The sequence below is a fragment of the Micromonospora cynarisoli genome (genome assembly GCF_030518815.1).
In the GTDB taxonomy this organism is placed as follows: domain Bacteria; phylum Actinomycetota; class Actinomycetes; order Mycobacteriales; family Micromonosporaceae; genus Micromonospora; species Micromonospora wenchangensis.
This window is the reverse complement of the sequence record NZ_CP130426.1, coordinates 1,545,807-1,568,968: the sequence shown is the minus strand read 5'-3', so window position 1 is coordinate 1,568,968 and position 23,162 is coordinate 1,545,807. Positions and strand designations below refer to the sequence as shown.

The window sequence follows — 23,162 nt, the reverse complement described above, 5'->3', positions numbered from 1 at the left end:
GCGAATTCAAGGCGCTTGCCGGGCCGCCGTGCGGCACGGCTCACCGCCGGGCGGCCACCCTCGCCGCGATCCCGGCCGCCCGCACCACCGCGGCCATCCGCCGGGGCCGGGAGACGACCGCCGGCCGGGTACGCAGACAGTCGCGCACCACGTCGGCGGCCCGCTCCACGCTGAGCAGCATCGGCTTGACCGGCGACTTCGCCATCTTGGTGTCGACGAACCCGAACCGTACGACGGTCACCCGCACCCCGTGCGGGCGCAGCGCGCCCCGCAGCCCCACCAGGTACGACGTCAACCCGGCCTTGGCGGCGGCGTACCCGGGGGCCTGTGCCGACGGGGCGGCGTCGGCGAGGCTGGACAGGCCCACGAGGTGACCGCCGCCCCCGGCCACCATCGCCGGCACGACCACCTCCACGGTGCGCGCCGCGCCGATCAGGTTGACCTCCAGCGCCCTGGTCTGTGCCGCCAGGTCGGCGAGGTCGAAGAACTCACCGACCCCCGCCGCGTAGACGCACACGTCGACCCCGCCGAGCAGGTCGACCGCCCCGGCCAGCACCTCGCGGTAGGCGTCGCCGGTGACGTCGGCGACGTGGTGGCTGTACCCGGGGGCGGTCAGGTCGCTGCCGCTGCGGGACACCCCGGCGACGGTCCAGCCGGCCGCCACCAGTTGCCGGGTGAGGGCCAGCCCGACGCCGTCGCTGTTGCCCACCACGATCGCCCGTCGCCCCTGCGCATCCATGCTGCGGACCCTAGACAACGCCGTCCGGCCGTGACACGACGCCGCCCCGCCCACCGGACCGGTGGACGGGGCGGCACCGTAGCGGCAACCGTCAGGGCTGGCCCTGGTAGACCTCGCCGTCCTCGCCCCGGACGAACAGCCGCACCAGACCGCCGTAGACGCTTCCCGCCGGGGCGGAGATCGTCTGGCCGGGGCCGTCGACGGTGCTCCACGTCGACCACGCGCCGGAGTCCTGGAGATACCAGGCGGTGCGTACGTCGTCGCCGCCGGTGCGGACGAAGACGTGCAGCCCGCCGCCGTAGACCAGGGCGGCCGGGGCGGACGCGGCACGTGCGGTGCCGGGCAGGTCGCTCCACCCCGACCAGGCCCCGGTGGACAGCGCGTACCGGTTGGTGCGCACGTTGCCGTTCGTACCCCGGACGAAGACGTGCAGGTCGCCGCCGTAGATGGCGGCGGACGGTGCCGAGTTGGCGCCGGTCGGGCCGGCGAGGGTGGCCCAGCCGGACCAGGCGGCGGTGTCCAGCGTGTACCGGTTGGTGCGGACCTTGCCGTTCGCGCCCCGGACGAACAGGTGCAGTTGGCCGCCGTAGACGGTGGCGGACGGGGCCGACGACGCGGACGTGGTGCCACCGACCGTGCTCCAGCCGGACCAGGTGCCGGTGTCCAGGGCGTACCGGTTGGTGCGGACCTTCTGGTCGGCCTGCACGAACAGGTGCAGTTCCCCGCCGTAGACGGCCGCCGCCGGTGCCGAGGTCGCCATGGCGTCACCGGGGACGGTGGACCAACCGGACCAGGAGTCGCTGTTCGTGTCGTACCGGTCGACCCGCACCTGCCCGTCGGGGCCCTGCACGAAGACGTGCAGGTCACCACCGTAGGTGGCGGTGGCCGGCGCGGACCGGGCCTGCGCCGTGCCCGGCACCGGAGTCCAGCCCGCCGCGCGGGCGGCCGAGGGTCGGGCGGCTGCGGAGGCGACGCCCGTGGCGGGGCCCGCCGGGTGGCCGCCCGCCGGCACGGCGGCGGCGGGGGTGGCGACGAGCGTGACCGCGCCCAGGCCGAGAGCGAACGCGGGCAACCGACGCCGCACCAGTTTCATCGATAGAGTCAGACGCATAGACGCTCCCTTGTGGACGATCGGCGGTGACGACGGCGCGGTCGGCTTGCGGCTGGTCCACCGGGCTGCACACCCCGCCCGTTCCCGCGCGGCCGGCGACCCCGGCCCGCGACCCCAGGCGACCCCCCGTCACCGTCACCCTATCGATCCGCCCGCACCCCCACATCAACCGAACCACCCCACCCCCACCCGTCCGCGCGGCGACCGGACCGGCCGGCCGGACGGGGAGGGGCAGCGGCGGTGATCAAGAGGTTTGCGTCACGAGAGCCCGATCGGGGTGACGCGAAGCTCGTGATCACCGCCGGTGGATGACCGTCAGACGACCGTGCAGGGCGAGCCGTTGAGGGTGAAGGAGGCCGGTTTCGCGGTGTTGCCCGTGTGGTTGGCCTGGAATCCGATGCTGACCGAGCCGCCCGGCGGGATCGAGCCGTTGTAGGAGACGTTGCTGGCGGTGACCGCTCCGCTGGTCGGCGAGTAGGTCGCGTTCCAACCGCTGGTGATGGTCTGCCCGGCGGGGAGGGTGAACGCCAGGCTCCAGCCGTTGATCCCGGTGTCCCTGAGGGTGGTGATCGTGATCTCGGTGGTCAGGCCGGTGTTCCACGCGTTCACGGTGTAGGCGATCCGGCACTCGGCCCCCGGGCCCGGCGTGGTGGGCGTGGGCGGGAAGGGCGTCGGCGGCGTGGTGGTCGGCACCGGCGGTGTCGTCGTGGGTGGCGGCGTAGTGGTCGTGGGCGGCGTGGTGGTGGGCGGGGGAGGGGTGGTGGTGGTCGGCGGGGTCGTGGTGGGGGGCGGGGTGGTGGTCGGCGGGGCGTCCAGGCCGAAGAAGCGGATCGCCTGGGCGGCGTCGACCGGCAGGTTGTGCGTGACGCCCTGCATGCTGATCGCCTCGACCGGCGCGGTGCCGCCGCTACCGCCGTACCGGGTGCGGGTGTAGCCGGCCTGCGGGGTGTCGGTGTACGTCGGCGTCTGGCCCAGCCCCTGGACGTTCGTCCACTGCTTGACCTCCTCGCCGAAGTTCGGGTATCGCAGCGTCTCGTCGTTGGTGCCGTGCCACAACTGCATCCGGGGCCGCTTGCCGGTGTACCCCGGATAGGCGTTGCGGACCAGGTCGCCCCACTGCTGCGCGGTCTTGGTGACCTGCCCGTTGGCGCACTGGCTGTTCCACTCCGAGCCGTCGGTGGTGGCGAAGCAGCCGAACGGCACCCCGGCGAAGGCCGCGCCCGCCGCGAACACGTCCGGGTAGTCACCGAGCAGCACGTTGGTCATCATCGCCCCGGACGAGGTGCCGGTGGCGAAGATCCGGTTCGGGTCGACGGCGTACCGGGACCGGACGTAGTCGACCATCGACTTGATGCCCACCGGGTCGCTGCCCCCGTCGCGGCGCAGCGCCTGCGGGGAGGAGACGTCGAAGCACTTGCTGCTGCGGGTCACCGACGGGTAGATCACGATGTAGCCGTACCGGTCGGCCAGGGCCGCGTACTGGGTGCCGGAATAGAACGCCGGGCCGCTGCCGGTGCAGTAGTGCACCGCCACCAGCAGGCCCGGCCGGGCCGCCACGGTGTTCGGCACGTACAGGTACATCTGGAGGTTGCTCGGGTTGGCCCCGAAGTTGGTCACCTGGGTCAGCGTCGCCGCCGAGGCGGGGGTGGGGGCGGCGATCGCGGCCAACGCGGTGAGCGCGGCGGCGACCAGGGCGGTGCCCAACAGTTTGATCCTGGGTCTCATGGGACGGGTTCCTCCGGAGGATCGCGGACATGCAACTCTGCCGATCGAGGCTGCCCGGCGCTCGATCATGTCCGGCTCAGGAACATCCATGAGTATCGTCAGCCCGTGTCCGGCTTGGCAAGGCGGCCCGTCGCACCGGAACTTCCGGTCCCCGGGTGGCGCGGACACCGGCGTCCGGCGGGGCCGACCCGGTGGATAATGGCCCCATGCGTGGTCCTGCGATGACGGACGTAGCCCGCCTCGCGGGAGTCTCCCACCAGACGGTCTCCCGGGTGCTCAACGACCACCCGAACGTCCGGGAACAGACCCGGGTACGGGTCCGCGCGGCGATCGCCGAGCTGGGCTACCGACCGAACCGCGCCGCGCGGGCGCTGGTCACCGGCCGCTCCCAGCTGATCGGGGTGGTCGCCCAGAACAGCACCCTGTACGGGCCGGCGTCGCTGCTGGCCGCCCTGGAGCAGGCCGCCGCGTCGGCCGGGTTCGCCGTCAGCGTGGGCAGCGTCAGCACCCTCGACCGCCGGTCCATCTCCGCCGCCGTGGAGCGGCACCTCGACCACCGGGTCGCCGGCATCGTGGTGATCGCCCCGGTGGCCTCCGCCGACGAGGCGCTCGACCACCTGCCGCACGGCGTGCCGCTGGTCACCGTCGACGGCGATCCGGCCCGGGAGGCGGCGCTGGTCACCGTCGACCAGGCGGCCGGGGCCGGGCTGGCCACCCGACACCTGCTGGACGCCGGGCACCGCACGGTGTGGCACGTCTCCGGCCCGGCGGACTGGTTCGACAGCGCCGGGCGGGTCGAGGGCTGGCGGGCGGCGCTGCGGGCGGCAGGCGCGGAGGTGCCGCCGGTGCTGTCGGCCGACTGGAGCGCGGCGTCCGGCTACCGCTGCGGGCAGATGCTGGCCCGGATGCCGGAGGTGACGGCGATCTTCGCGGCCAACGACCATCTGGCGCTGGGGGTGCTGCGGGCGCTGAGCGAGCGCGGGCGTCGGGTGCCGGAGGAGATCAGCGTGGTCGGCTTCGACGACGTGCCGGAGGCGGCGTACTTCATCCCGCCGTTGACCACCGTACGGCCCGACTTCGACGCGGTGGCCCGCGCCGGCCTGGCGATGCTGCTGCGGCAGATCGAGGCCGGCCCGGGGGTGGCGGAGCGGCACACCATCGCCCCCACCCTGGTCCACCGCTCCAGCGTCGCCGCCCCACCCCCCTGACCCCACCCCACCCCACCTCCCCCGGCCCTCCCCACCCCCTCGCCCGAGGGGTGATCAAGAGGTTTGCGTCAACCGGAAGATCATCGGTGACGCAAACCTCTTGATCAACGGGGTGGGTAGCGGGCGGGCGCGGGGGAGGGGCAGGGGGTAGGGAGCGGGTCAGTTGTAGGGCATGGTGGGGAACCAGCCGACGCCGAAGATCGACGGCACCCGCAGGTCCCAGTAGACGACGGTGAACACGCCGAGGGCGACCAGCAGGGTGCCGGTCACCAGCGCCGAGCGGGCCGGATCGGTCATCCAGCGCAGGAAACCGCCCCGGGTGACCAGCACGATGACGACGAAGAGCAGCGTGACCACGACGATGTTGCCCAGCGACTGAAGGGTGAACGCCGCCGCGCCGTACACCGGGTTGCCGGTCTCCACCGCCCAGTGGAACAGCTTGTTGAACAGCGGGTACGGCCGCCCGATCAGGAAGCCGCCGATCAGCGCCCCGATCAGCACCACCCGGGCCACCGGCCGGCGGGCGAACACGTCGGGCACCAACCCGAGGGCGCTGAGCCCGAGCAGGGCCAGCACCAGGCCGATCACCCCGAACACCACCGACGACTGGATCAGCCGCACCGGCATGCCGCCGACCGTGTCGGTGGACAGTTGCGGCAGGCCGTCGCCGATCAGCACCCCCACCGCGCCGTACGTCGCGGAGACCGCGACCATCCCCAGCGCCAACCAGCCCACCGGCCGCAGCAGCGACCGCAGGTGGTGGCGTAGCCGGTTCGACTCCCCCGCCTGGCTCAACGGCCCGACCGAGGCGACCATCGCGATGTTGCAGGCGGTGAAGGTGCCGGCGAACCCGGAGACGAAGGCGAACAGCAGGCCCGCCCCGGTGCCGCCGATCGCCGTCGCCTTCGCGTCGTGGCCGAGCAGGTTGTTGGCCACCGTGTCACCGATGACCGAGTCGACGAACTCGAACGACCAGAGCACCGCCAGCAGCACGCCGGCGGCGGCGCTGACCAGCGCGGCGGTGCCGTGCCGGGTGGGTGCCGGCGCGGCCAGCTCGACCGGCGTCGGCGACACCGGCCGGCGGGGAGTGGGGGACTCGGGGCTTTCTCGCAGGGCCATCGTGCCTCGTCTCTGCCGGTCCGGGCGGGCCCACGGTGTCCGGACGGCGACCCGACCCGGCAGGGCGTCCGACCCACGGGTCTCCGGGCCCTGACGGGTGACGCCGTACGCCGCGTCGCACCCGCCGGGCAGCGACCGCTGCCCGCTCACAGCATGCCGAGGCGTACCGGTGCGGTCTTATCCGTGCGTGCTGACTTCGGCGGGCCGGTCGGTCGGCCGGGACGCCCGCGCGCCGGTGAGCACCCGCGCCACGACCGGCGGGACGAGCAGCCGCTGCGGCGGGTCGACCAGGTTGAGCACCCGCAGGAACGCCGCACCGAGCGTCGGGTCGGCGGTGGCGGCGACGTGCAGCCGGTGCACGTAGGCGTTGGTCAGCCGGACCCGCAGCGACCGGGGCCCGGAGACCTCGGGGAAGCGCAGGTCGGTGCCGACCGCGATGGACCACGGCATGTCGATCACCCGGGCGGCGCGCCGGAAGAACCGCCGGGCCAGCCCGTGCGGCCCGGCGGGCAGCAGCCGGGCCAGCTCCGCCGCCTGTAGCGCGGCGGCCGTGATGCCCTGCCCGTAGATCGGGTTGAAGCTGCACAGCGCGTCGCCGAAGACCAGGTATCCGGCGGGGAAGCGGCGCAGCCGCTCGTAGCGGCGGCGGACGCTGGCCGGGAAGCGCATCCGGGCCGGCGCGCCGAGCGGGCGGGCCTGCCGCAGCAGCGCGCCGATCTCCGGCGCCGGCAGGCTCTCGGCGTAGGCGAGCAGGCCGGCGTCGTCGAGCGGTGGTTCCTCGCCGAACATCCCGCTGAGGGCCACCGCGAACCGACCCTGCTCCTGCACCGCCACGATCCCGCCCCGGGTACGGCCGGGGACCGCGTTGGTGAGCACGCCGAGCAGCCCGTCGAGGTGCCGCGGTTCCCGCTGGTAGAGCCGGGTCACGTAGGTGAGTCCGACGTCCACCTGTTCCTGCGGGGCGGGCCGGTAGCCGAGCCCGGCCAGCCACACCGGGCTGCGGGTGCCCCGCCCCCCGGCGTCGACCACCAGATCGGCGGGGAGTTCCCGGACGGCCGAGGGACCGTCGGCCCGGCGGTGCACCCGTACCCCGGTCACCCGTCGCCGGTCCGCCGTGCCGACCAGGTCGGTCACCTCGTGTCCGGGCAGCGCGGTCACCCCCGGCAGCGCGGTCACCCGGTTGCGGACGACCTGTTCGAGCAGGGGGCGGCTCACCCCGATCGCCCGTAGCCCGGACGCCGCCGACCGCATCCGGTGGCCGTCGTTGTACCAGCGCACCTGACCGTGCAGGTCCACCAGGGGCGCGCCGAGCGCGGTCAGCTCCCCGGTGATCCCGGGCAGCAGGTCCTCCAGCACCTGCCGCCCCCGGTCCAGCAGCACGTGCAGTTGCCGGCCCTGCGGCACCCCGCGGCGGCTGGTGGCCTGCTCGGGCAGGGGATCGCGATCGACCAGGATGACCCGGCCGTAGGTTTCGCTGAGGGCGCGGGCGGCCAGTAACCCGCCGATGCTCGCGCCGACCACCACGGCACTGTCGGTCGCCATGTCCTGACCATACGTGTAGGGACGTCGGCCTGTCGTCTCGGAACGTGCGCAACATCGACCATTGACGTGGTCTACCCGCCGGGGAATGGTGACATGGTGCGACGGCGCGAATCCCATCGGTCGTCGCACGACGCGTTGTGGTGCGGCCGTCGGCGACCCCGCCGGCCACCGGCGTCCCGTACGGGCGGGTCGGGTTCGCCTCGGCCGCCGCTCCCGCGTCACCCGACAGTGCTGACCCGGACGAAAGGACTCCTCGTGCGCCGCTTCCCGCGAACGTCCGTCTCTCCCGGTGCCCAGGCGCCGCGCCGCCATCCGTGGCGTCGGGTCGTCGCCGCCGTGGCCGGACTCGTGCTGTTGCTGGTGGCCGCGCCCAACGCGGTCGCCGGCCCGGCCGGCCCGGCCGGGACCGCCGACCGGGCCCTGCCCGCCGGCTTCCGGCACGGCTTCGTCGAGGTCGAGGGGACCAGGCTGTACGTCCGGGGTGGGAGCGGGCCGGCGCTGGTGCTGCTGCACGGCTGGCCGCAGACCTGGCAGGCGTGGCGGCCGGTGCTGCCCGCCCTGCGCGCCGGCCGGACGGTCGTCGCGTTCGACCTGCCCGGCCTGGGTGACTCCGCCGCTCCGCCCGGCGGGTACGACAAGGCCACCACGGCCCGCCGGCTGCACGCGGCGACCCAGCAGCTCGGCCTCGGCCGGGTCGACCTGATCGGCCACGACGTCGGGGCGCTGGTGGCCTACCCGTGGGCGCGGGACTAACCGGCCGACGTGTCCCGGGTCATCGTGATCGAAACCGCGTTGTCCGGCTTCGGCCTGGAGGACCTGTACAGCCGCAGCTGGCACTTCCTGTTCAACGCCACCCCGGCGCCGACGCCCGAGCTGCTCATCGACAACGACGACGTCCCGGTCTACCTGGACCGGATCTTCGACTTCTCGTCCCAGCACGACACGATCGACCGGCAGGTCTACTACCGCGCCTACCGGGACCCGGCCGACCGGACGGCCGGCTACGAGTACTACCGCGCCTTCGACACCGACATCGCCGACAACCGGGCGCAGGCCCCGGCCAAGCCGGTGACCCTGCCGGTGGTGGCGATGGGCGCGGCGTTCTCCTTCGGCCCCGGCGTCGCCGCCTCCTACCGGCAGGTCGCCACCGACGTGCGGCAGGTCGTCGTACCGGACTCGGGCCACTGGGTTCCGGAGGAGAACCCGCAGTTCCTCATCGACTGCACCCGGCTGTTCCTCGGCCTGCCCGGTGCGCCCGCCCCCACCCCGGCGCTCGCGGGCTGCGCCGCCTGAGCCATCGCCGGGTGCCCCGTACCCCCCTGCGGGGCACCCGGCGATGGATCGTCCCGGTCAGGCCAGCGCGTCGAGCGCGGCCCGGTCCGCCGGGGTCAGCCGCAGCCGGGCGGCGGCCATGTTCTCCTCCAGGTGCCGCACCGAGCTGGTGCCGGGAATGACCAGCACCGTCGGCGAGTAGGCCAGCAGCCAGGCGATGGCGACCTGCGCGCGGGTCGCGCCGTGCCCGTCGGCGACCCCGTCGACGGTACGCCGTTGCGCGGCGCTGAAGTCGGGCCCGAACGGCAGCGGCGGCCGGCCGTGCCGCGCACCGAGCAGCCCCGCCCCCAGCGGGAAGTACGGCACGAAGGCGATCTCCTCCTCGGCGCACCGCCGCAGCACGTCGTGGCACTCCCGGTCGAGCAGGTGGAACCGGTTCTGCACGGCCGCGATCGGGATCGCCGACCGCGCCTGGTCGAGCTGCTTGACGGTGACGCCGCTGAGCCCGACGCCGCCGATCAGGCCCTCGTCGCGTAGCCGCACCATCATCGCGAACGACTCGGAGAACCGGACGTCGCCCGGACGCAGCAGCCCGTCCCCGCCGACGCGCAGGTAGACCAGCTCCAACCGGTCCCGACCCAGCCGGCGCAGGTTCTCCTCCACCTGCCGGCGCAGTTGGTCGGGCGCCCCGGCGGGCACGAAGTCGCCCCACCTGTCGCGCACCACCCCGATCTTGGTGCCGATCACCAGGTCGTCGGGGTACGGGTGCAGGGCCTCGCGGATCAGGTCGTTGGCCACGTGCGGGCCGTAGAAGTCGCTGGTGTCGAGGTAGTTGACCCCCAGCTCGACCGCCCGGCGCAGCACCGCCAGCGCGCCCGCGTGGTCGTCCGGGGGGCCGAAGGAGCCGGGGCCGGGCAGTTGCATGGTGCCGAAGCCCAACCGGTTGACGCTCAGCTCGTCGCCGAGCCGGAGCCGACCGGCCTCCGGCGCGAGCCTGTCCGACAGTGTCACCCTTGCTCCCCTCGGGGGGACGCCGCACCCCGCGACGCCCGTGTGTGCGGGCTGCCCGGCCGGCGGGCGTCGGCGGGGACGCCCGCCTCCCGTCGGCCATCCTCGCGGACGACGGGGACACCGTCGCGCAGGTCGACGCAGCGTGTCGTCGGTCGGGTGACACTGGGTGAGCGCGGGTGCGGTGCGGGCGGCGGGGGTCAGCGCAGCAGCCGGTAGCCGGCGAGCACGCGGTGGACCACCTGGACGGCGGTGTCGCCCACCTGCCGGTCCTCGGCGTCGTCGGGGTCGGGTGCCCGGACGGTCATCGGGTACTGCGACCGGGTACTGCTGGCCCATCTGCCGCACCGGGCCGGCGTGCGGGGAGTCGGCGACCCCCGCACGCCCGCGCCCGCGGGCACTTCTCGAATCGGATCGACATCACGGAAGCGACAGGACTGCCCGGACGGTCGGGGACGTGTCACAACCGGACCAGGCCACCGTCAGCCATGATCGTCTGCCCGGTGACGAACGCGGCGTCGTCGCTGGCCAGGAAGGCCACCGTGCCGACCACGTCCTGCGCCTCGCCGGGCCGCTTGATGGCCTGCATCGCCGCCACGTGCTCCTGCGCCGCCCCGGCCATCGGACTCTCCGCCAGCCCCGGGGTACGCGACAGGGTCGGCCCGACCGCGTTGACCGTGATGCCGTACGAGGCGACGTCGCTGGCGAGCGCCCGGGTGAACCCGATCACCCCCATCTTGCTGGCCATGTAGTGGGTGAACCCGGGCAGGGCCAGCCCGACCGAGTTGGAGGTGAGGTTGACGATCCGCCCCCACCGCGCCTCGCACATGTGGTGCAGCACCGCCTTGGTCATCAGGAACTGCGAGTCGAGGTTGACCGCCAGCACCCGCCGCCACGCCTCGTACTCCAGCTTGAAGATGTTCTTGGCCGGGTAGATGCCGGCGTTGTTGACCAGGACGTGGCAGCCGCCCATCCCGGCGGTGATCTCCGCGCCGATCCGGGCCACGTCGTCGGGGTCCGCGACGTCCCCGGTGACACCGAGGGCCTTGCGCCCCTCGCCCTCCACCAGCGCCACCGTCTCGATCGGGTCGACCAGGTCCACCGCCACCACGTCCATGCCCCGGCGGGCCAGACCCTGACAGATCGCCTGCCCGATGCCCCGCCCCCCGCCGGTCACCACGGCGATCCGGTTACCGGTGCCGGTCGTCATCAGCCCCACCCCTTCGCCGGTGCTCCCGGGTCGCCGCCGTCGCGGGACCGACGCCCGGTGGTCAGCCGCAGCGCACCCGACGGGCAGAGGTCCACCGCGACCCGCGCCTGCTCGGCGTCGTCCGGTTGCCGGCGCAGCAGCACCCGGCCGTCCTCGCTCTGGTCGAACAGTTCCGGGGTGGACAGCACGCACTGCCCGGCACCGATGCACAGGCCCCGGCTCACCACCAGCCTCGTCGTCGGTTCGTCCGCGCCCACCAGGTCGCCCCCACTCACCGCAACCTCCCTCACCAGGTCACCGGCAGCCGGTCCAAGCCGTAGATGTTGGATTCCTTGCGGAACGGCAGGCCGTCCAGTTCCTCGGCCAGCCGCAGTCCGGGGATGCGCGTGAACAGGGTCCGGAACACGATCTCCAGCTCGGCGCGCGCCAGGTTCTGCCCGATGCACTGGTGGATGCCGTAGCCGAAGGCCATGTGGTGCCGCGCGCCCCGGCGGACGTCCAACACCTCGGCGTCGGTGAAGACGTCGGTGTCCCAGTTGGCGGAGGCGAACGACAGCAACAGCCCGTCGCCGGCCGGGACCGTCACCCCGCCGACCTCGATGTCGGCGGTGGCCACCCGGGGCAGCGCGTCCACGACCGTGAAGTAGCGCAACAGCTCCTCCACCGCCAGGCCCATCGCCGTCGGGTCACCGGTGACCACGGCGAGCTGGTCGGGGTTCTCCAGCAGCCCGGCCACCCCGAGGGAGATCATGCTGGCGGTGGTCTCGAAGCCGGCCACCAGCAGCAGCATCGCCAACCCGACGAGCATGTCGTGGTCGAACAACGGGGTCTGCCGGTTCTGCACCACCAGCCGGCCGAGCAGGTCGTCGGTCGGTTCCGCCTCCTTCGCGCTGACCAGCCGGTCCACGTAGGCGCGCAGCTCGCTGCTGGTCTGCTGCCGCTGCTCGGCGGAGACCGTCCGGCGCAACTGGGCGTCGGCGCTGCGGACGATCAGGTCGCGGTCCTCGTACGGCATGCCGAGCAGCTTGGTGATCATCGAGGCGGGGACCGGCAGCGCCAACGCGGCGACCAGGTCCACCGGTTTCGGCCCGGCCAGGATCGCGTCGATGCACTCGTCGACGGTGCGCTGGATGTGCGGGCGCATCTCCTGCGCCCGGCGCAGCGTGAAGTCGCCGATCAGCATCCGCCGCTGCGGGCCGTGCTCCGGCTGGTCGAGCCCGATCAGCGAGCGGCCCACGGCGGCGATGTTGCGCCGGGTCTGCGGGGTCACCGGCTCGGTCAGCGGCAGGTTCGGGTGGAACCGGTCGGCGCTCACCCGGGGATCGGTGAGCAACCGCCGGACGTCGGCGTAGCGGGTGACCAGCCAGGCGAGCTGCCCGTCAGGTACCCGGACCCGGCTGACCGGCGCCTCGGCGCGCAACCCGACGTACTCGGGGGCGGGGGCGAACGGACAGGTACGGGGCATCGGGAAGTCGGGTGTCTCCCCGGTGGACGCCGCGTTGGCGGCGAATGTGCTGTCAACGGTCATCTTTATCCTCTCGGTGTGTGGGTAGGTGGCCCCGGAGCCGACCCGGCCCCCGGCGTCGACCCGGGACGCGCCAGGGCGGCGCGGGCCGGCTCATCCCGGGTGCCGGGCGAGATGGGCGAGTAGTGCCGCGGAGAGCCGGTCCGGCGCCTCCTCGGGCACCCAGTGCGACACCCCGTCGAAGGTGAGGAACTCGTACGGGGCCTTAACCCAGGCACCGGTCCCGTGCGCCGCGACCGGGCCCACGCCCATGTCGTCGCTGCCCCAGACGTAGAGCGTCGGCACCTCGACCGGCCCCGCCTCGACGTCCTCCGGCCGGGTCGCCCGGTACCAGTTCAACGCGGCGGTCAACGCGCCGGGCGCGGTCAACCGGTCCAGGTACGTGGCCAGCTTCGCCGGCCCCGCCGCGCCCAGCATCCGGCGCAGGAACGCGGCGTCGTCGGCCAGCAGCATCCCCTCGGCCTGCCCCGGCTGCCGGAACATCGCCAGGTACGCCGAGCGGCGCTGCTGGTCGGCGTCGGTGGCCAGCGCGTCGGCGAACGGCCGGGGGTGCGGCACCGACACGGCGGTGAAGGTCCGCAGCAGCTCCGGGTGCCGGTCGGCCACCGCCCAGCCGATCGCCGCCCCCCAGTCGTGCCCGACCAGGTCGAGCCGCGACCAGCCGAGCTGTCCGGCGACCGCGACGACGTCGCCGACCAGCGCGTCCATCCGGTACGCGTCGATGTCGTCGGGCCGCGCCCCGGGGGAGTAGCCGCGCTGGTCCGGCGCGACGGCGTGGTAGCCGGCCGCGCCCAGCGCCGCGAGCTGGTGCTCCCACTCGACGGCCCCCTGCGGGAAACCGTGCAGCAGCAGCACGCCCCGACCGTCGGTGGGGCCGGCGCTCAACGCGTCGAAGGTGCCGGCGTCGGTGGTCAACCGCAGCGGGCCGGTCACACCGGCCGCCCGGCCCGCGCGGCGGCCACGTCCCGGTACTGGTCGACCAGCCGGTGCAGCGCCGGGACCAGGTCGTTCGGGGTGGGCAGGCCGGCCACCTGGGTCCGCAGCCGTTCGGCGTTCGCCTTGAACGACGGGTCCTTGAGCACCCGGGCCAGATCCTCGGCGAGCGCCTCGGAGGTGAGGTGGTCGGCGTCGGCGACGAACCGGCCGGCGCCCTGCTGTTGCAGGCCGTTGGCGTGGGCCAGCGGCCCCCACCACTGGAACCCCCAGTGCGTCCCCGGAATGATCAGCTGCGGGACGGCCTGCTCGATGGCGGTGGCGAAGGTGCCCGCCCCGCCGTGGTGCACGATCGCCGCGCAGCTCGGCAGCAGCATCGCCAGCGGCACGAAGTCGACCACCCGGACGTTGTCCGGCAGCTTCGGGATGGTGGCGAGCTGCTTGGCGTTGAACGTGGCGATCACCTCGGCGTCCAGCCCGCTCACCGCGTCCAGCAGGTCGGCGGCGGGGGCCTCGGTGCCGCGCCCGTTGCGGTGCGACTCGCCGAGGGTGAGGCAGATCCGGGGCCGCTGCTGCTCCTCGCGCAACCAGTCGGGAATCCGGGCCGGCGGGTTCACCGCGATGTGCCGCACCGGCACCAGGTGCAGCCCGTCGGGCTGGTACTGCCACGGCGGCATCGGGTCGATGGTGAAGTGCCCGACGGCGACGTCCTCGTCGAACCGGGTGCCGTAGCCGCCCAGCACCCGGTCCAGCCAGTCGCGCAGCGGGTCGCCCTCGTCCCGGGCGGCGCGGCGCAGCTGGGTGATCCCGTCCGGGCCCATCATCATCCGGGCGTGCGGCACCCCGCAGACGGTGGCGGCGGCCGGCGCGGCGTACACCATGGAGTCCCAGACCACCAGGTCGGGCCGCCACGAGGCGATCAACGCGACCAGGTCGGCGATCATCTCGTCGGTGGAGAACAGCGCGAAACCCCAGGACGCCCGGGACAGCTTCTCCAACGGGTTGTCCCGGGGGAAGTCCTGCTGCAACGGCATCTCCTGGCGTTCACCGGGGGCCATCACCACCGGTGGCGCCTCGCCGGGGCGTACCCCGGGGTAGAAGGCAGGCATCTCCGTGCGCGTCCGACCCACCTCGACCGGCACGAACCCGGCCGCGATGATGGCGTCGGCGATCTCGGGCTGGCTGGCGACGCGGACGTCGTGTCCGGCCGTGCGCAGCGCCCACGCCAACGGCGTCATGATGTGCAGGTGCGCCTTGTTGGCGTGCGGCACGAAGAGCACTCTCATCCGGTCTCCTCAGCTCGGTGTCCCCGGCCCGGCGGGGCGGCGGCCGGAGGCCGACCGTCACGCGGGCACGGTGCTGCGCCCCCCGTCGACCTCCTCCCCACCATGATCTCGGCCCCGGCCGTCCCGGGACATCTCCATACATGCCCTTTCGCCGACGGCGACCGGGCATCGTCGAAGTAGGCAACCCCCGCTGACCTCTCCATACTCGACGGACAGGTGGCCCCGCCCGACGCACCTGCGGCCCACCGGTCGGATGCCCGACACGCCGGTGTCGCCGCCGGCCCACCGTCGCGGTCGCGCCGCGTCCCGCCGCCCGGCCGCCACCCCCGCCCGGCCCCTCCCTGCCCGTACGACGAAAGGGACACCCATGTTCGCCGATGCCGACCCCGCCCTGATGGAACCCCGAGACTTCGCCCGACTGGTCACCGCCACCCCGGTCGACGAGCTGCGCCGGGTGATGGGCGGCCCGCACCGCCGCACCATCCTCGACGGCATCTTCGTCCGGATGCCGACCCTGTTCCGCGCCGACCGGGCCGGGAACACCGAGGCCGTCCTGCACTGGAGCGTCGGCGACCGGCGCGAGGGCACGGTGGACACCTACGAGATGGTCATCGCCGGCGGCGAGTGCGTGCTGTCGCAGCGGCCGGACCGGGAGCCCCGGCTCACCCTGACCCTCAGCGACATCGACTTCCTGAAACTGGTCAGCAGCAACGCCAACCCGGTCACCATGTTCGTGCTGGGCCGGATGAAGGCCAAGGGCGACCGGGGGCTGGCCATGCGCATCCCCACCCTGTTCGACATCCCGAAACCCTGACCGGACACGGGGGCGGGGGCACATCCGGTGCGCCCCCGCCCCCGTGTCACCCCCCGTCCCGCCCCCGTCGACGGCCGGCGGGTGGCCGGGCCGCCCCACCGGCCCGGCCGACGGGTCAACCGGCGAGCCGCCGGCCGACGTCCGCGCGTAGCTGCTTCTTGTTCACCTTGCCGACCGCCGTGAACGGCAACTCGTCGACGGTCACCAGCAGCTCCGGCAGCTTGAACGCGGCCACCCCGGCCCGCTGCATCACCGCCCGCACGTCCTGTAGGGCCACCGTCCGGCCGGGCTGCGGCACCACGTAGAGGCAGACCCGCTCACCCAGCTCGGCGTCCGGCATGGCGACCGCGGCGGCGAGGCTCACCGCGTCGAGCTGGTAGGCGAAGTTCTCCACCTCCTCGGCGGAGATCTTCTCGCCGCCCCGGTTGATCAGGTCCTTGTCCCGGCCCTCGATGACCAGGTTCCCGTCGGGCCGCAACCGGACGATGTCCCCGGTGTTGTACCAGCCGTCGGTGAACGCCCGCGCGGTCAGCTCCGGCGACCGGTAGTAGCCTCGCGGCGTGTACGGCCCCCGGGTCAGCAGCACCCCCGGCTCGCCCGGCGGCACCGGCCGGCCCTCCTCGTCGACCAGCCGCAGCTCGTCGTCGGGACAGATCGGCCGGCCCTGGCTGTGGCACACCGCGTCCTGCGGGTCGTCCGGGCGGGTGAGGCAGAGCAGCCCCTCCGCCATGCCGTACACCTGCTGCAGCTCGCAGCCGAGCACCGGCGTCACTCGCCGGGCCACCTGGTCGGCCAGTCGGGAGCCGGCGACCTGGACCCGACGCAGCGAGCTGAGGTCCCGGTCCGGGTCCTTCTCCCGGTACTCCAGCCAGCGTTGCACCGCGGCGGGCACCAGCGAGGTGAAGGTGGCCCGTTCCCGCTGCACCGCCTCGAAGGCCCGCTCCGGCGCGGGCGACGGCAGGATCACCACCCGACCACCGGCCAGCAGCGTGCCCAGGATGCCCGGCCCGGCCATCGGATAGCCGTGCGCCAGCGGCAGCACCGCAAGGTAGACAGTCGACGCGTCCACCCCGGACAGTTCGGCGGCGCGGCGCATCATGTAGCCGTAGTCGTCGTGGGTCCGTGCGATCAGCTTCGGCACCCCGGTGGTGCCGCCGGAGAGCAGGAACAGGGCGACCGCCGAACCGGCGGGCGCGGCGGCGTCGAGCGTCGACCGGGCCGCCGCCGGATCGTCCGCCGGGCGGCACAGCCGCCGCAGGTCGACACTGTCCGCGCGGACGTCCGCCCCGGCGACCAGCACGTGCCGCAGGGTCGGCGCGTCGGCGGCCACCTCGTGGGCGAGCGCCTGGTGGTCGAAATCCTTGAACACGTCAGGTACGACCAGCGCCCGCGCCCCGGTCAACGCCACGATCGCGGCGATCTCCTGCCGCCGGTGCGCCGGCAGCGCCATCACCGGGACCGCGCCCAGCCGGAAGCAGGCCACCGTCAGCACGACGAACTCCCAGCCGTTGGGCAGCTGCACCACCACCCGGTCGTCGGGACGTATCCCCAGCTCCCGAAGCCGCTCGGCGGCGCCGTCGGCGCGGGCGGTCAGCTCGGCGAAGGTGAGGCGTACCGGGCCGTCGACCAGGCACGTGGCGGTGGGGTCGGCGTCGGCGGCGGCGTACAGGTACGCCCCGAGCGGCCGGCCGGTCCAGTAGCCCCGGTCGGTGTACCGCGCCACCAGTTCCGGCGGCCACGGCACGGTCCCGTCGAGGGTTGGTCGGGTCGCTTCTGCGGACATGTCGGGCCCTCCCGATCCGATCGGTAGACACGGCGCACCGGCGTCGGAGCCCGGGCGGCGCGACGCGAAATCGTGTGTCGAACTCGCGGGGAAACCGTACGGAGGCATGCCGCCGAGTTCCTTCTCCCGCATTGCGCTATTGCCCGTCCCGGCATTAGCGGAGGTCACCGCCCGTCCTGCGGGCCGTCCACCGCCGGGGACGATCGCACTCAGGAAGGTGCCCCCCGATCGGCCAAGGAACAGGATGTTTCGCAGTTGAGGTCAGCGTCCGGACCTGACCGTCACCGCGACATTTCCGAAGGACAGCGACCACCGCATCCGGCTGTGTTCCGGATGCGGTCGGCGATGTGGAGAGGAGCCTGGACGTGAGCCAGGATGGGGAATTTTCTGACGCCGTGGCCATTGTCGGTATGAGCTGCCGGTTCGCCCCCGACCTTGACTCGTTGGAGAAGTTCTGGGCATTTCTCATCGGTGGTCGACATGCCGTGAGCGCCATGCCCGACAAGCGGTGGGAACCGTACGCCTCGACCAGCCCCCAGGCCACCGCGATCCTGCGGAAGACGACCCGGCTGGGCTCATTCCTCGACGACATCGAGGGATTCGACGCGGACTTCTTCGGCATCTCTCCCCGGGAGGCGGACTTCCTCGACCCGCAGCAGCGGATCGTGTTGGAGTTGGCCTGGGAGGCGCTCGGCAACGCGGGCGTGCCGCCGTTGTCGCTGCGCGGTTCGGACGCCGGTGTCTTCGTGGCGGCCAATTCCAACGACTACGGCCGTCGCCTGTTGGAGGACATTCCGCGGACCGGCGCCTGGGCGGTCAACGGCACCACCTACTACGGCATCGCCAACCGCATCTCGTACTTCCTGGACCTGCGCGGGCCCAGCATGGCGGTGGACACCGCCTGCGCCGGTTCGCTCACCGCGCTGCACCTGGCCTGCCAGAGCCTGCGCGAGGGGGAGATCCCGCTGGCCGTCGTCGGTGGGGTGAACATCATGGCCAGCCCGACGCTGTTCGTCGCCCTGGACGCGGCCGGGGCGACCGCCCCGGACGGCCGCAGCAAGGCGTTCGCCGCCGACGCCGACGGCTACGGCCGGGGTGAGGGCGCCGGCGTGGTCGTGCTCAAGCGGCTGGCCGACGCCCGCCGCGACGGCGACGAGGTGCTCGCGCTGATCCCTGGCAGCGGGGTGTTCCAGGACGGCCGTTCCGACGGCATGATGGCACCCAACGGCTCGGCCCAGGAGCACATGCTCCGGGTGGCCTACGAGCGGGCCGGCATCGACCCGGAGACGGTGCACTACGTCGAGGCGCACGGCACCGGCACCCCGGTCGGCGACCGGGAGGAGGCCAAGGCGCTGGCCGCGGTCTTCGGCGCCGGCCGGGCCCCCGACGCGCCCTGCCTGGTCGGCTCCGTGAAGCCCAACATCGGGCACGTCGAGGCCGGGTCGGGCATTGCCGGTGTGATCAAGGCGGTGTTGGCGCTGCGGCACGCGGAGATCCCGCCGAGCCTGCACCGCGAGCCGAACCCGGACTTCGACTGGGCCGGCTCCGGGCTGCGCCTGATCGGTGAGCGGTCGCCCTGGCCGGCGGGTGACGGTCCGCGTCGGGCCGGCGTGTCCAGCTACGGCGTCGGCGGCTCCATCTCGCACGTCATCCTGCAGGAGGCGCCGCCCGTCCCGACCGCCGCAGCCGGGGCCACGGCCGCCGACGCGGCGGCCGGCACCGGCACGGCCGAGGTGGCCGTCGGTTCCCGGCCGTCGGTGTACCCGCTCTCGGCGATGTCCGAGGCCGGGGTGGCGGCGCTGGCCGCGCGTACGGCCGACTGGCTGACCGAGCACCCGGGGGCGTCCCTGCCGTCGGTGGGGCACACCCTGGCGCACCGCCGTTCGCACCTGCCGCAGCGGGCCGCCGTGCTGGCCGCCTCGCCCGAGGAACTCGTCGAGCGGCTGCGGGAGGTGGCCGACGGCCGTACCACCCCGCAGGCCGCCCGGGGCCGGACGGTGGCCGACCCGGCCCCGGTGGTCTGGGTCTTCTCCGGGCACGGCGCGCAGTGGGCGGGCATGGGCCGGCAGTTGCTGCGCGACGAGCCGGTCTTCGCCGCCGCCGTCGACGCGCTGGCCGAGGTCTTCCGGGAGGAACTCGGCTGGACGCCGCGCGAGGCGCTCACCGCCGGTGGCCCGTGGAGCGGGGTGGAGGTGCAGGCGTTGACCTTCGCCACCCAGGTCGCCCTGGCGCAGACCTGGCGGGCCCGGGGGCTCACCCCGGCCGCGGTGATCGGGCACTCGGTGGGGGAGATCGCCGCCGCCGCCGTCGCCGGCAGCCTGGACGTGCTGGCCGCCGCCCGGTTCGCCTGCCGGCGGGCACGCGCCCTGGAACGCCTCCAGGGCCAGGGCGGAATGGCCATGGTCGGGCTCGGCTTCGACGAGGCCCGGCAGCGGCTGGCCGGCCAGGTCGGCGTGGTCGCCGCCATCTCGGCCAGCCCCACGTCCACGGTGCTCTCCGGCGACCGGGAGGCCGTCGAGCAGATCGTGACCCGGTGGCGGGAGGAGGGGGTGGCGGTGTGGCGGGTCGACAGCGACATCGCCTTCCACAGCCCACACGTCGACGCGGCGGTGGCCGAGGTCGCCGCGGCGGCCGGCGCGCTGCGGCCGCAGACGCCCCCGACCACCCTCTACAGCACCGCGCTGACCGATCCCCGGTCGACCGCCGCACGCGACGGCGCGTACTGGGTGGCGAACCTGCGCGAGCCGGTGCGGTTCACCGACGCGGTGACGGCGGCGGTCGCCGACGGGTACCGGGTCTTCCTGGAGGTCTCCACCCACCCGGTGGTCACCCACTCCATCGGCGAGACCCTCGCCCACCTCGGCGTCGAGGACGCCACCGTGGTACACAGCCTGCGCCGCGACACCGACGAGGTCCGCGCCCTGCTGGGCGGCCTGGCCCGGCTGTTCTGCGCGGGCGCGGCGGTGGACTGGGGGCGGCTGCACCCGACCGGGGGGCTGCTGCCGATGCCGTCGGTGGCCTGGCAGCACCGGCCGTACTGGATCTTCCCGGAGGCCCGGGCGGAGTCCGGCCCCGGCGGGGGCCACGACCCGGAGCGGCACAGCCTGCTCGGCGGCCGGATGACCGTCTCCGGCGCGCCGCCCCGACAGGTGTGGCAGACCTACCTGGACATGTCCTCGCGGCCCTACCCACTCGACCACGAGGTGGTCGACGTCGAGATCACCCCGGCCGCCGTGCTGATCAACAGCTTCGCGCTGGCCGCCGGGGAGGACGGCCGGCTGCCCGCGCTGGCCGACATCGTGCTGCGGACGCCGCTGGCCGTCGCACCGCCCCGGGTGGTGCAGATCGTGCTGTCGGAGAACACCGCCCGGCTGGCCACCCGGGTCGCCCCGCAGGACGGCGCCCCCGTCGTCGACGACGAGGAGTACGAGTGGATCACCCACTCGACGGCGACCATCGACTGGAGCACCGAACTGGTCGACGGTCGGGTGGACGCCGACGAGGTGCGGGCCCGGTGCCCGCAGGAGTGGTCCTGGCAGCGGGTCGACGAGATGTTCCGCCGGATGGGCGTCGGCGGCTACGCGTTCCCCTGGGACGTGGTGGAGCTGCGCCGCAACGACGAGGAGCAGCTCGCCGACATCGTCATCGTGCCGCCACCGGCGCAGACCGCCACCAGCTGGGCGCACGTCATCGACGGCGCGCTGACCATCAGCGCGGTGCTGGTCACCCCGGAGTACGCCAGGCACCAGTGGATGTCCTCGCACATCGAGTCGGTGGTCTTCAAGGGGGAACCACCGGCCCACATCACCGTCCACTCGGTGCGCTCCCCGCGGTCGCCGCAGGACACCGTCGACGTGCAGGTGGCCAACGAGCACGGTGAGGTCGTCTGCCAGGTGCGGGGGCTGCGGTTCTCCGCCATCTCGGACACCGACAGCGCGGTGGCCGCCCCCCGCGAGCTGGTGCACGAGGTGGTCTGGCGGCCGCTGGACCTCGACGTCGACGGCGTCGCCGGCGACCTGTCCCGGGTGGTCGTCGTCGGTGACGACGCCGCCGCCGGTGACCTGGCCGGGGCGCTGGCCGGCACCGGGCTGCGCACGGTGCGGGTGGACGGCCCGGACGAGCTGGCCACGGTCGGTCTCACCCCGCGTGACGCGGTACTGGTCGCGCCGGGTGTCGGTGACGCCGACGAGCCGGCCGAGCAGGCCGCCGAGCGGTGCGGCTGGACGTTGATCCGCAGCGCCCAGGCGCTGATCGAGGCGCAGGCGGCCGGGGGCGACCCGGCGGCGCCGCAGCCCCGGCTGTGGTGCCTGACCCGGGGCGTCCGGCAGGCGGTGGGGGAGCGGTCGCTGGCCCACGCCCCGCTGTGGGGCATCGCCCGGATCTTCGCCGGGGAGCACCCGGACCTGTGGGGCGGGGTCGTCGACCTCGCCGACGACGCCGACGTCCCCGCCGCCACGGTGGCCACGGTGCTGCGCCGGCTCACCGGCGACGAGGACATCGTCTCCGTCGACGGTGGCGGGGCGGTGGCGGTGCAGCGGCTCGGTCAGGTCGAGCGGCCCGCCGACGGCACCGCGTTGCAGTGCCGCCCGACCGACACGTACCTGATCACCGGTGGTCTGGGTGCGCTCGGGCTGATGGTGGCCCGGTGGCTGGCCGACCGGGGGGCCCGGCGCATCCTGCTGGCCGGCCGCCGGGGCCTGCCGCCGCGCGCGCGGTGGGACGACGACCACGACGTGCGGACCCGCCGGCAGATCGACGGGGTGCTCGAACTGGAGGCGCTCGGGGTGACCGTCCGGACCCTGGCGCTGGACATCACCGACCCGGTGGAGGTCGCGGCGGCGCTCGACCCGGCCTCGCACGGCATGCCGGCGGTACGCGGCATCGTGCACGCCGCCGGGGTGGTCCGCGACGCGATGGTGGACAAGGTGGACCGCGAGGGGCTGCACGACGTCCTCGGGCCCAAGGTGAACGGGGCGATGGTGCTGCACCGCCTCTTCCCCCCGGGCACGCTGGACTTCTTCGTCATGTTCTCGTCCTGCGGGCAGTTCACCCGGCTGACCGGGCAGACCACCTACGCGGCGGCCAACTCGTTCCTGGACACCCTCGCGGCGCACCGGCACGCCGACGGCCACACCGAGACGACGAGCCTCGGCTGGACGTCCTGGCGCGGGGTGGGCATGTCCGAGTCGATCTCGTCGACCATGCTGGAGGCCAACTCGCGGGGCCTGGACGCGATCTCGGTGACCGAGGCGTTCCGGGCCTGGGCCTTCGCCGACCGGTTCCACAGCCCGTACCACGCGATCCTGCGGGTGCTGGCGCCGACCACCAACGCCCCCCGGCTGCCGATGCTGCGGGAGCTGACCGCGACCCGCTCGACCACCGAGGTCGGCACCGGCCAGACGTTCAGCGTCGACTGGGCCGACACCCCGGAGCAGGAACTGCGGGAACTGGTCACCGCCGACGTGCGGGAGCAGGCCGCCGCCGAGCTGAGCCTGGCCGCCGAGGACCTGGAGCTGCGCCGGCCGCTGGTCGAGCTGGGGGTCGACTCGGTGATGACGGTAGCGCTGCGGGTGCGCCTACAGGGCCGGTACGGCCTGGAGCTGCCGCCGAACATCCTGTGGAACAAGCCGACCATCGCCGCCCTGGCCGACCACATCGTCGACAGCCTCCGCCCCGCGGAGCCGGCCGACGACGACCCGGCCGACGACCCGGCCACGCTGCGGGTGGGCTGACCACCGCCCGCGGCGATCCCGCCGTACCCCGGCCGGTGCACCACCGGCCGGGGTACGGCATTTCGCCGTTCCGGCCCCGGAAAAACGATTCTCGGAAACGGTCTTCGACATCGCAATCGGGGAGATGTCAGCGCTGTCGCACCGCCGGAGGATAG

At 73.9% G+C, this 23,162-nt stretch carries 17 protein-coding genes; 5 read left to right on the top strand and 12 right to left on the bottom strand.

The genetic code is table 11. The annotated features are described in order from the left end of the window. Window positions 1-40 precede the first annotated feature (40 nt). The 3 genes from Q2K16_RS06630 to Q2K16_RS06620 all read right to left on the bottom strand — a co-directional run bounded on the left by Q2K16_RS06630 (window position 41) and on the right by Q2K16_RS06620 (window position 3,575). Entirely contained in the window at window positions 41-739 is a 699-nt protein-coding gene (locus Q2K16_RS06630; RefSeq protein WP_302744163.1) for an SDR family NAD(P)-dependent oxidoreductase, read from the bottom strand. Between the two features lie 91 nt (window positions 740-830). Further along, window positions 831-1,850, bottom strand: a complete 1,020-nt coding sequence (locus Q2K16_RS06625; protein ID WP_302744162.1) for a DUF8189 domain-containing protein — start codon at window positions 1,848-1,850, stop codon at window positions 831-833. Between the two features lie 315 nt (window positions 1,851-2,165). Continuing rightward, the gene (locus Q2K16_RS06620; protein WP_302744161.1) at window positions 2,166-3,575 is read right to left on the bottom strand and encodes an extracellular catalytic domain type 1 short-chain-length polyhydroxyalkanoate depolymerase; all 1,410 of its coding nucleotides are present in this window, start codon (window positions 3,573-3,575) and stop codon (window positions 2,166-2,168) included. A 221-nt stretch (window positions 3,576-3,796) separates the two neighbouring features. Here Q2K16_RS06620 and Q2K16_RS06615 point away from each other — a divergent pair, with 221 nt between their 5' ends. Further along, the gene (locus Q2K16_RS06615; protein ID WP_302744159.1) at window positions 3,797-4,783 is read left to right on the top strand and encodes a LacI family DNA-binding transcriptional regulator; all 987 of its coding nucleotides are present in this window, start codon (window positions 3,797-3,799) and stop codon (window positions 4,781-4,783) included. A 159-nt stretch (window positions 4,784-4,942) separates the two neighbouring features. Here Q2K16_RS06615 and Q2K16_RS06610 read toward each other — a convergent pair whose 3' ends face one another. Together Q2K16_RS06610 and Q2K16_RS06605 are read right to left on the bottom strand one after the other, a co-directional pair. Next, on the bottom strand, window positions 4,943-5,902 hold the full coding sequence (locus Q2K16_RS06610) for a hypothetical protein (RefSeq protein WP_302744158.1): 960 nt from the start codon (window positions 5,900-5,902) through the stop codon (window positions 4,943-4,945). A gap of 177 nt (window positions 5,903-6,079) precedes the next feature. Next, on the bottom strand, window positions 6,080-7,444 hold the full coding sequence (locus Q2K16_RS06605) for an FAD-dependent oxidoreductase (RefSeq protein WP_302744156.1): 1,365 nt from the start codon (window positions 7,442-7,444) through the stop codon (window positions 6,080-6,082). A 336-nt stretch (window positions 7,445-7,780) separates the two neighbouring features. Between Q2K16_RS06605 and Q2K16_RS06600 the strand changes: the two genes are divergently transcribed. Then, on the top strand, window positions 7,781-8,197 hold the full coding sequence (locus tag Q2K16_RS06600; RefSeq protein WP_302744155.1) for an alpha/beta fold hydrolase: 417 nt from the start codon (window positions 7,781-7,783) through the stop codon (window positions 8,195-8,197). Between the two features lie 9 nt (window positions 8,198-8,206). Then, a complete protein-coding gene (locus tag Q2K16_RS06595) occupies window positions 8,207-8,737 on the top strand; it encodes an alpha/beta fold hydrolase (protein WP_302744154.1) in 531 nt (176 codons plus the stop codon). 57 nt (window positions 8,738-8,794) lie between these two features. Here the strand turns inward: Q2K16_RS06595 and Q2K16_RS06590 are convergent, their stop codons facing one another. The 6 genes from Q2K16_RS06590 to Q2K16_RS06565 form a co-directional block, all read right to left on the bottom strand. After that, window positions 8,795-9,727, bottom strand: coding sequence for an aldo/keto reductase (locus Q2K16_RS06590; RefSeq protein WP_302744153.1), 933 nt, complete (start codon window positions 9,725-9,727; stop codon window positions 8,795-8,797). 457 nt (window positions 9,728-10,184) lie between these two features. Next, window positions 10,185-10,934, bottom strand: coding sequence for an SDR family NAD(P)-dependent oxidoreductase (locus Q2K16_RS06585; RefSeq protein WP_302744152.1), 750 nt, complete (start codon window positions 10,932-10,934; stop codon window positions 10,185-10,187). Continuing rightward, a complete protein-coding gene (locus Q2K16_RS06580) occupies window positions 10,934-11,191 on the bottom strand; it encodes a ferredoxin (protein ID WP_489671904.1) in 258 nt (85 codons plus the stop codon). The genes Q2K16_RS06585 and Q2K16_RS06580 overlap by 1 nt, the downstream gene beginning before the upstream one ends. Window positions 11,192-11,220: 29 nt before the next feature. Then, entirely contained in the window at window positions 11,221-12,462 is a 1,242-nt protein-coding gene (locus Q2K16_RS06575) for a cytochrome P450 (RefSeq protein WP_302744151.1), read from the bottom strand. Window positions 12,463-12,552: 90 nt separating this feature from the next. Next, window positions 12,553-13,380, bottom strand: a complete 828-nt coding sequence (locus Q2K16_RS06570; protein ID WP_489671903.1) for an alpha/beta fold hydrolase — start codon at window positions 13,378-13,380, stop codon at window positions 12,553-12,555. Between the two features lie 8 nt (window positions 13,381-13,388). Beyond that, a complete protein-coding gene (locus Q2K16_RS06565) occupies window positions 13,389-14,678 on the bottom strand; it encodes a nucleotide disphospho-sugar-binding domain-containing protein (protein WP_302744149.1) in 1,290 nt (429 codons plus the stop codon). 367 nt (window positions 14,679-15,045) lie between these two features. Between Q2K16_RS06565 and Q2K16_RS06560 the strand changes: the two genes are divergently transcribed. Further along, entirely contained in the window at window positions 15,046-15,492 is a 447-nt protein-coding gene (locus Q2K16_RS06560; protein WP_302744148.1) for an SCP2 sterol-binding domain-containing protein, read from the top strand. Window positions 15,493-15,607: 115 nt separating this feature from the next. On the opposite strand, the gene Q2K16_RS06555 is transcribed toward Q2K16_RS06560, so the two are convergent. After that, window positions 15,608-17,275: a (2,3-dihydroxybenzoyl)adenylate synthase gene (locus Q2K16_RS06555; protein ID WP_302744147.1), complete on the bottom strand. Its 1,668-nt coding sequence runs from the start codon at window positions 17,273-17,275 to the stop codon at window positions 15,608-15,610. Between the two features lie 395 nt (window positions 17,276-17,670). Here Q2K16_RS06555 and Q2K16_RS06550 point away from each other — a divergent pair, with 395 nt between their 5' ends. Beyond that, the gene (locus Q2K16_RS06550; protein ID WP_302744146.1) at window positions 17,671-23,007 is read left to right on the top strand and encodes a type I polyketide synthase; all 5,337 of its coding nucleotides are present in this window, start codon (window positions 17,671-17,673) and stop codon (window positions 23,005-23,007) included. Window positions 23,008-23,162: the final 155 nt, after the last annotated feature.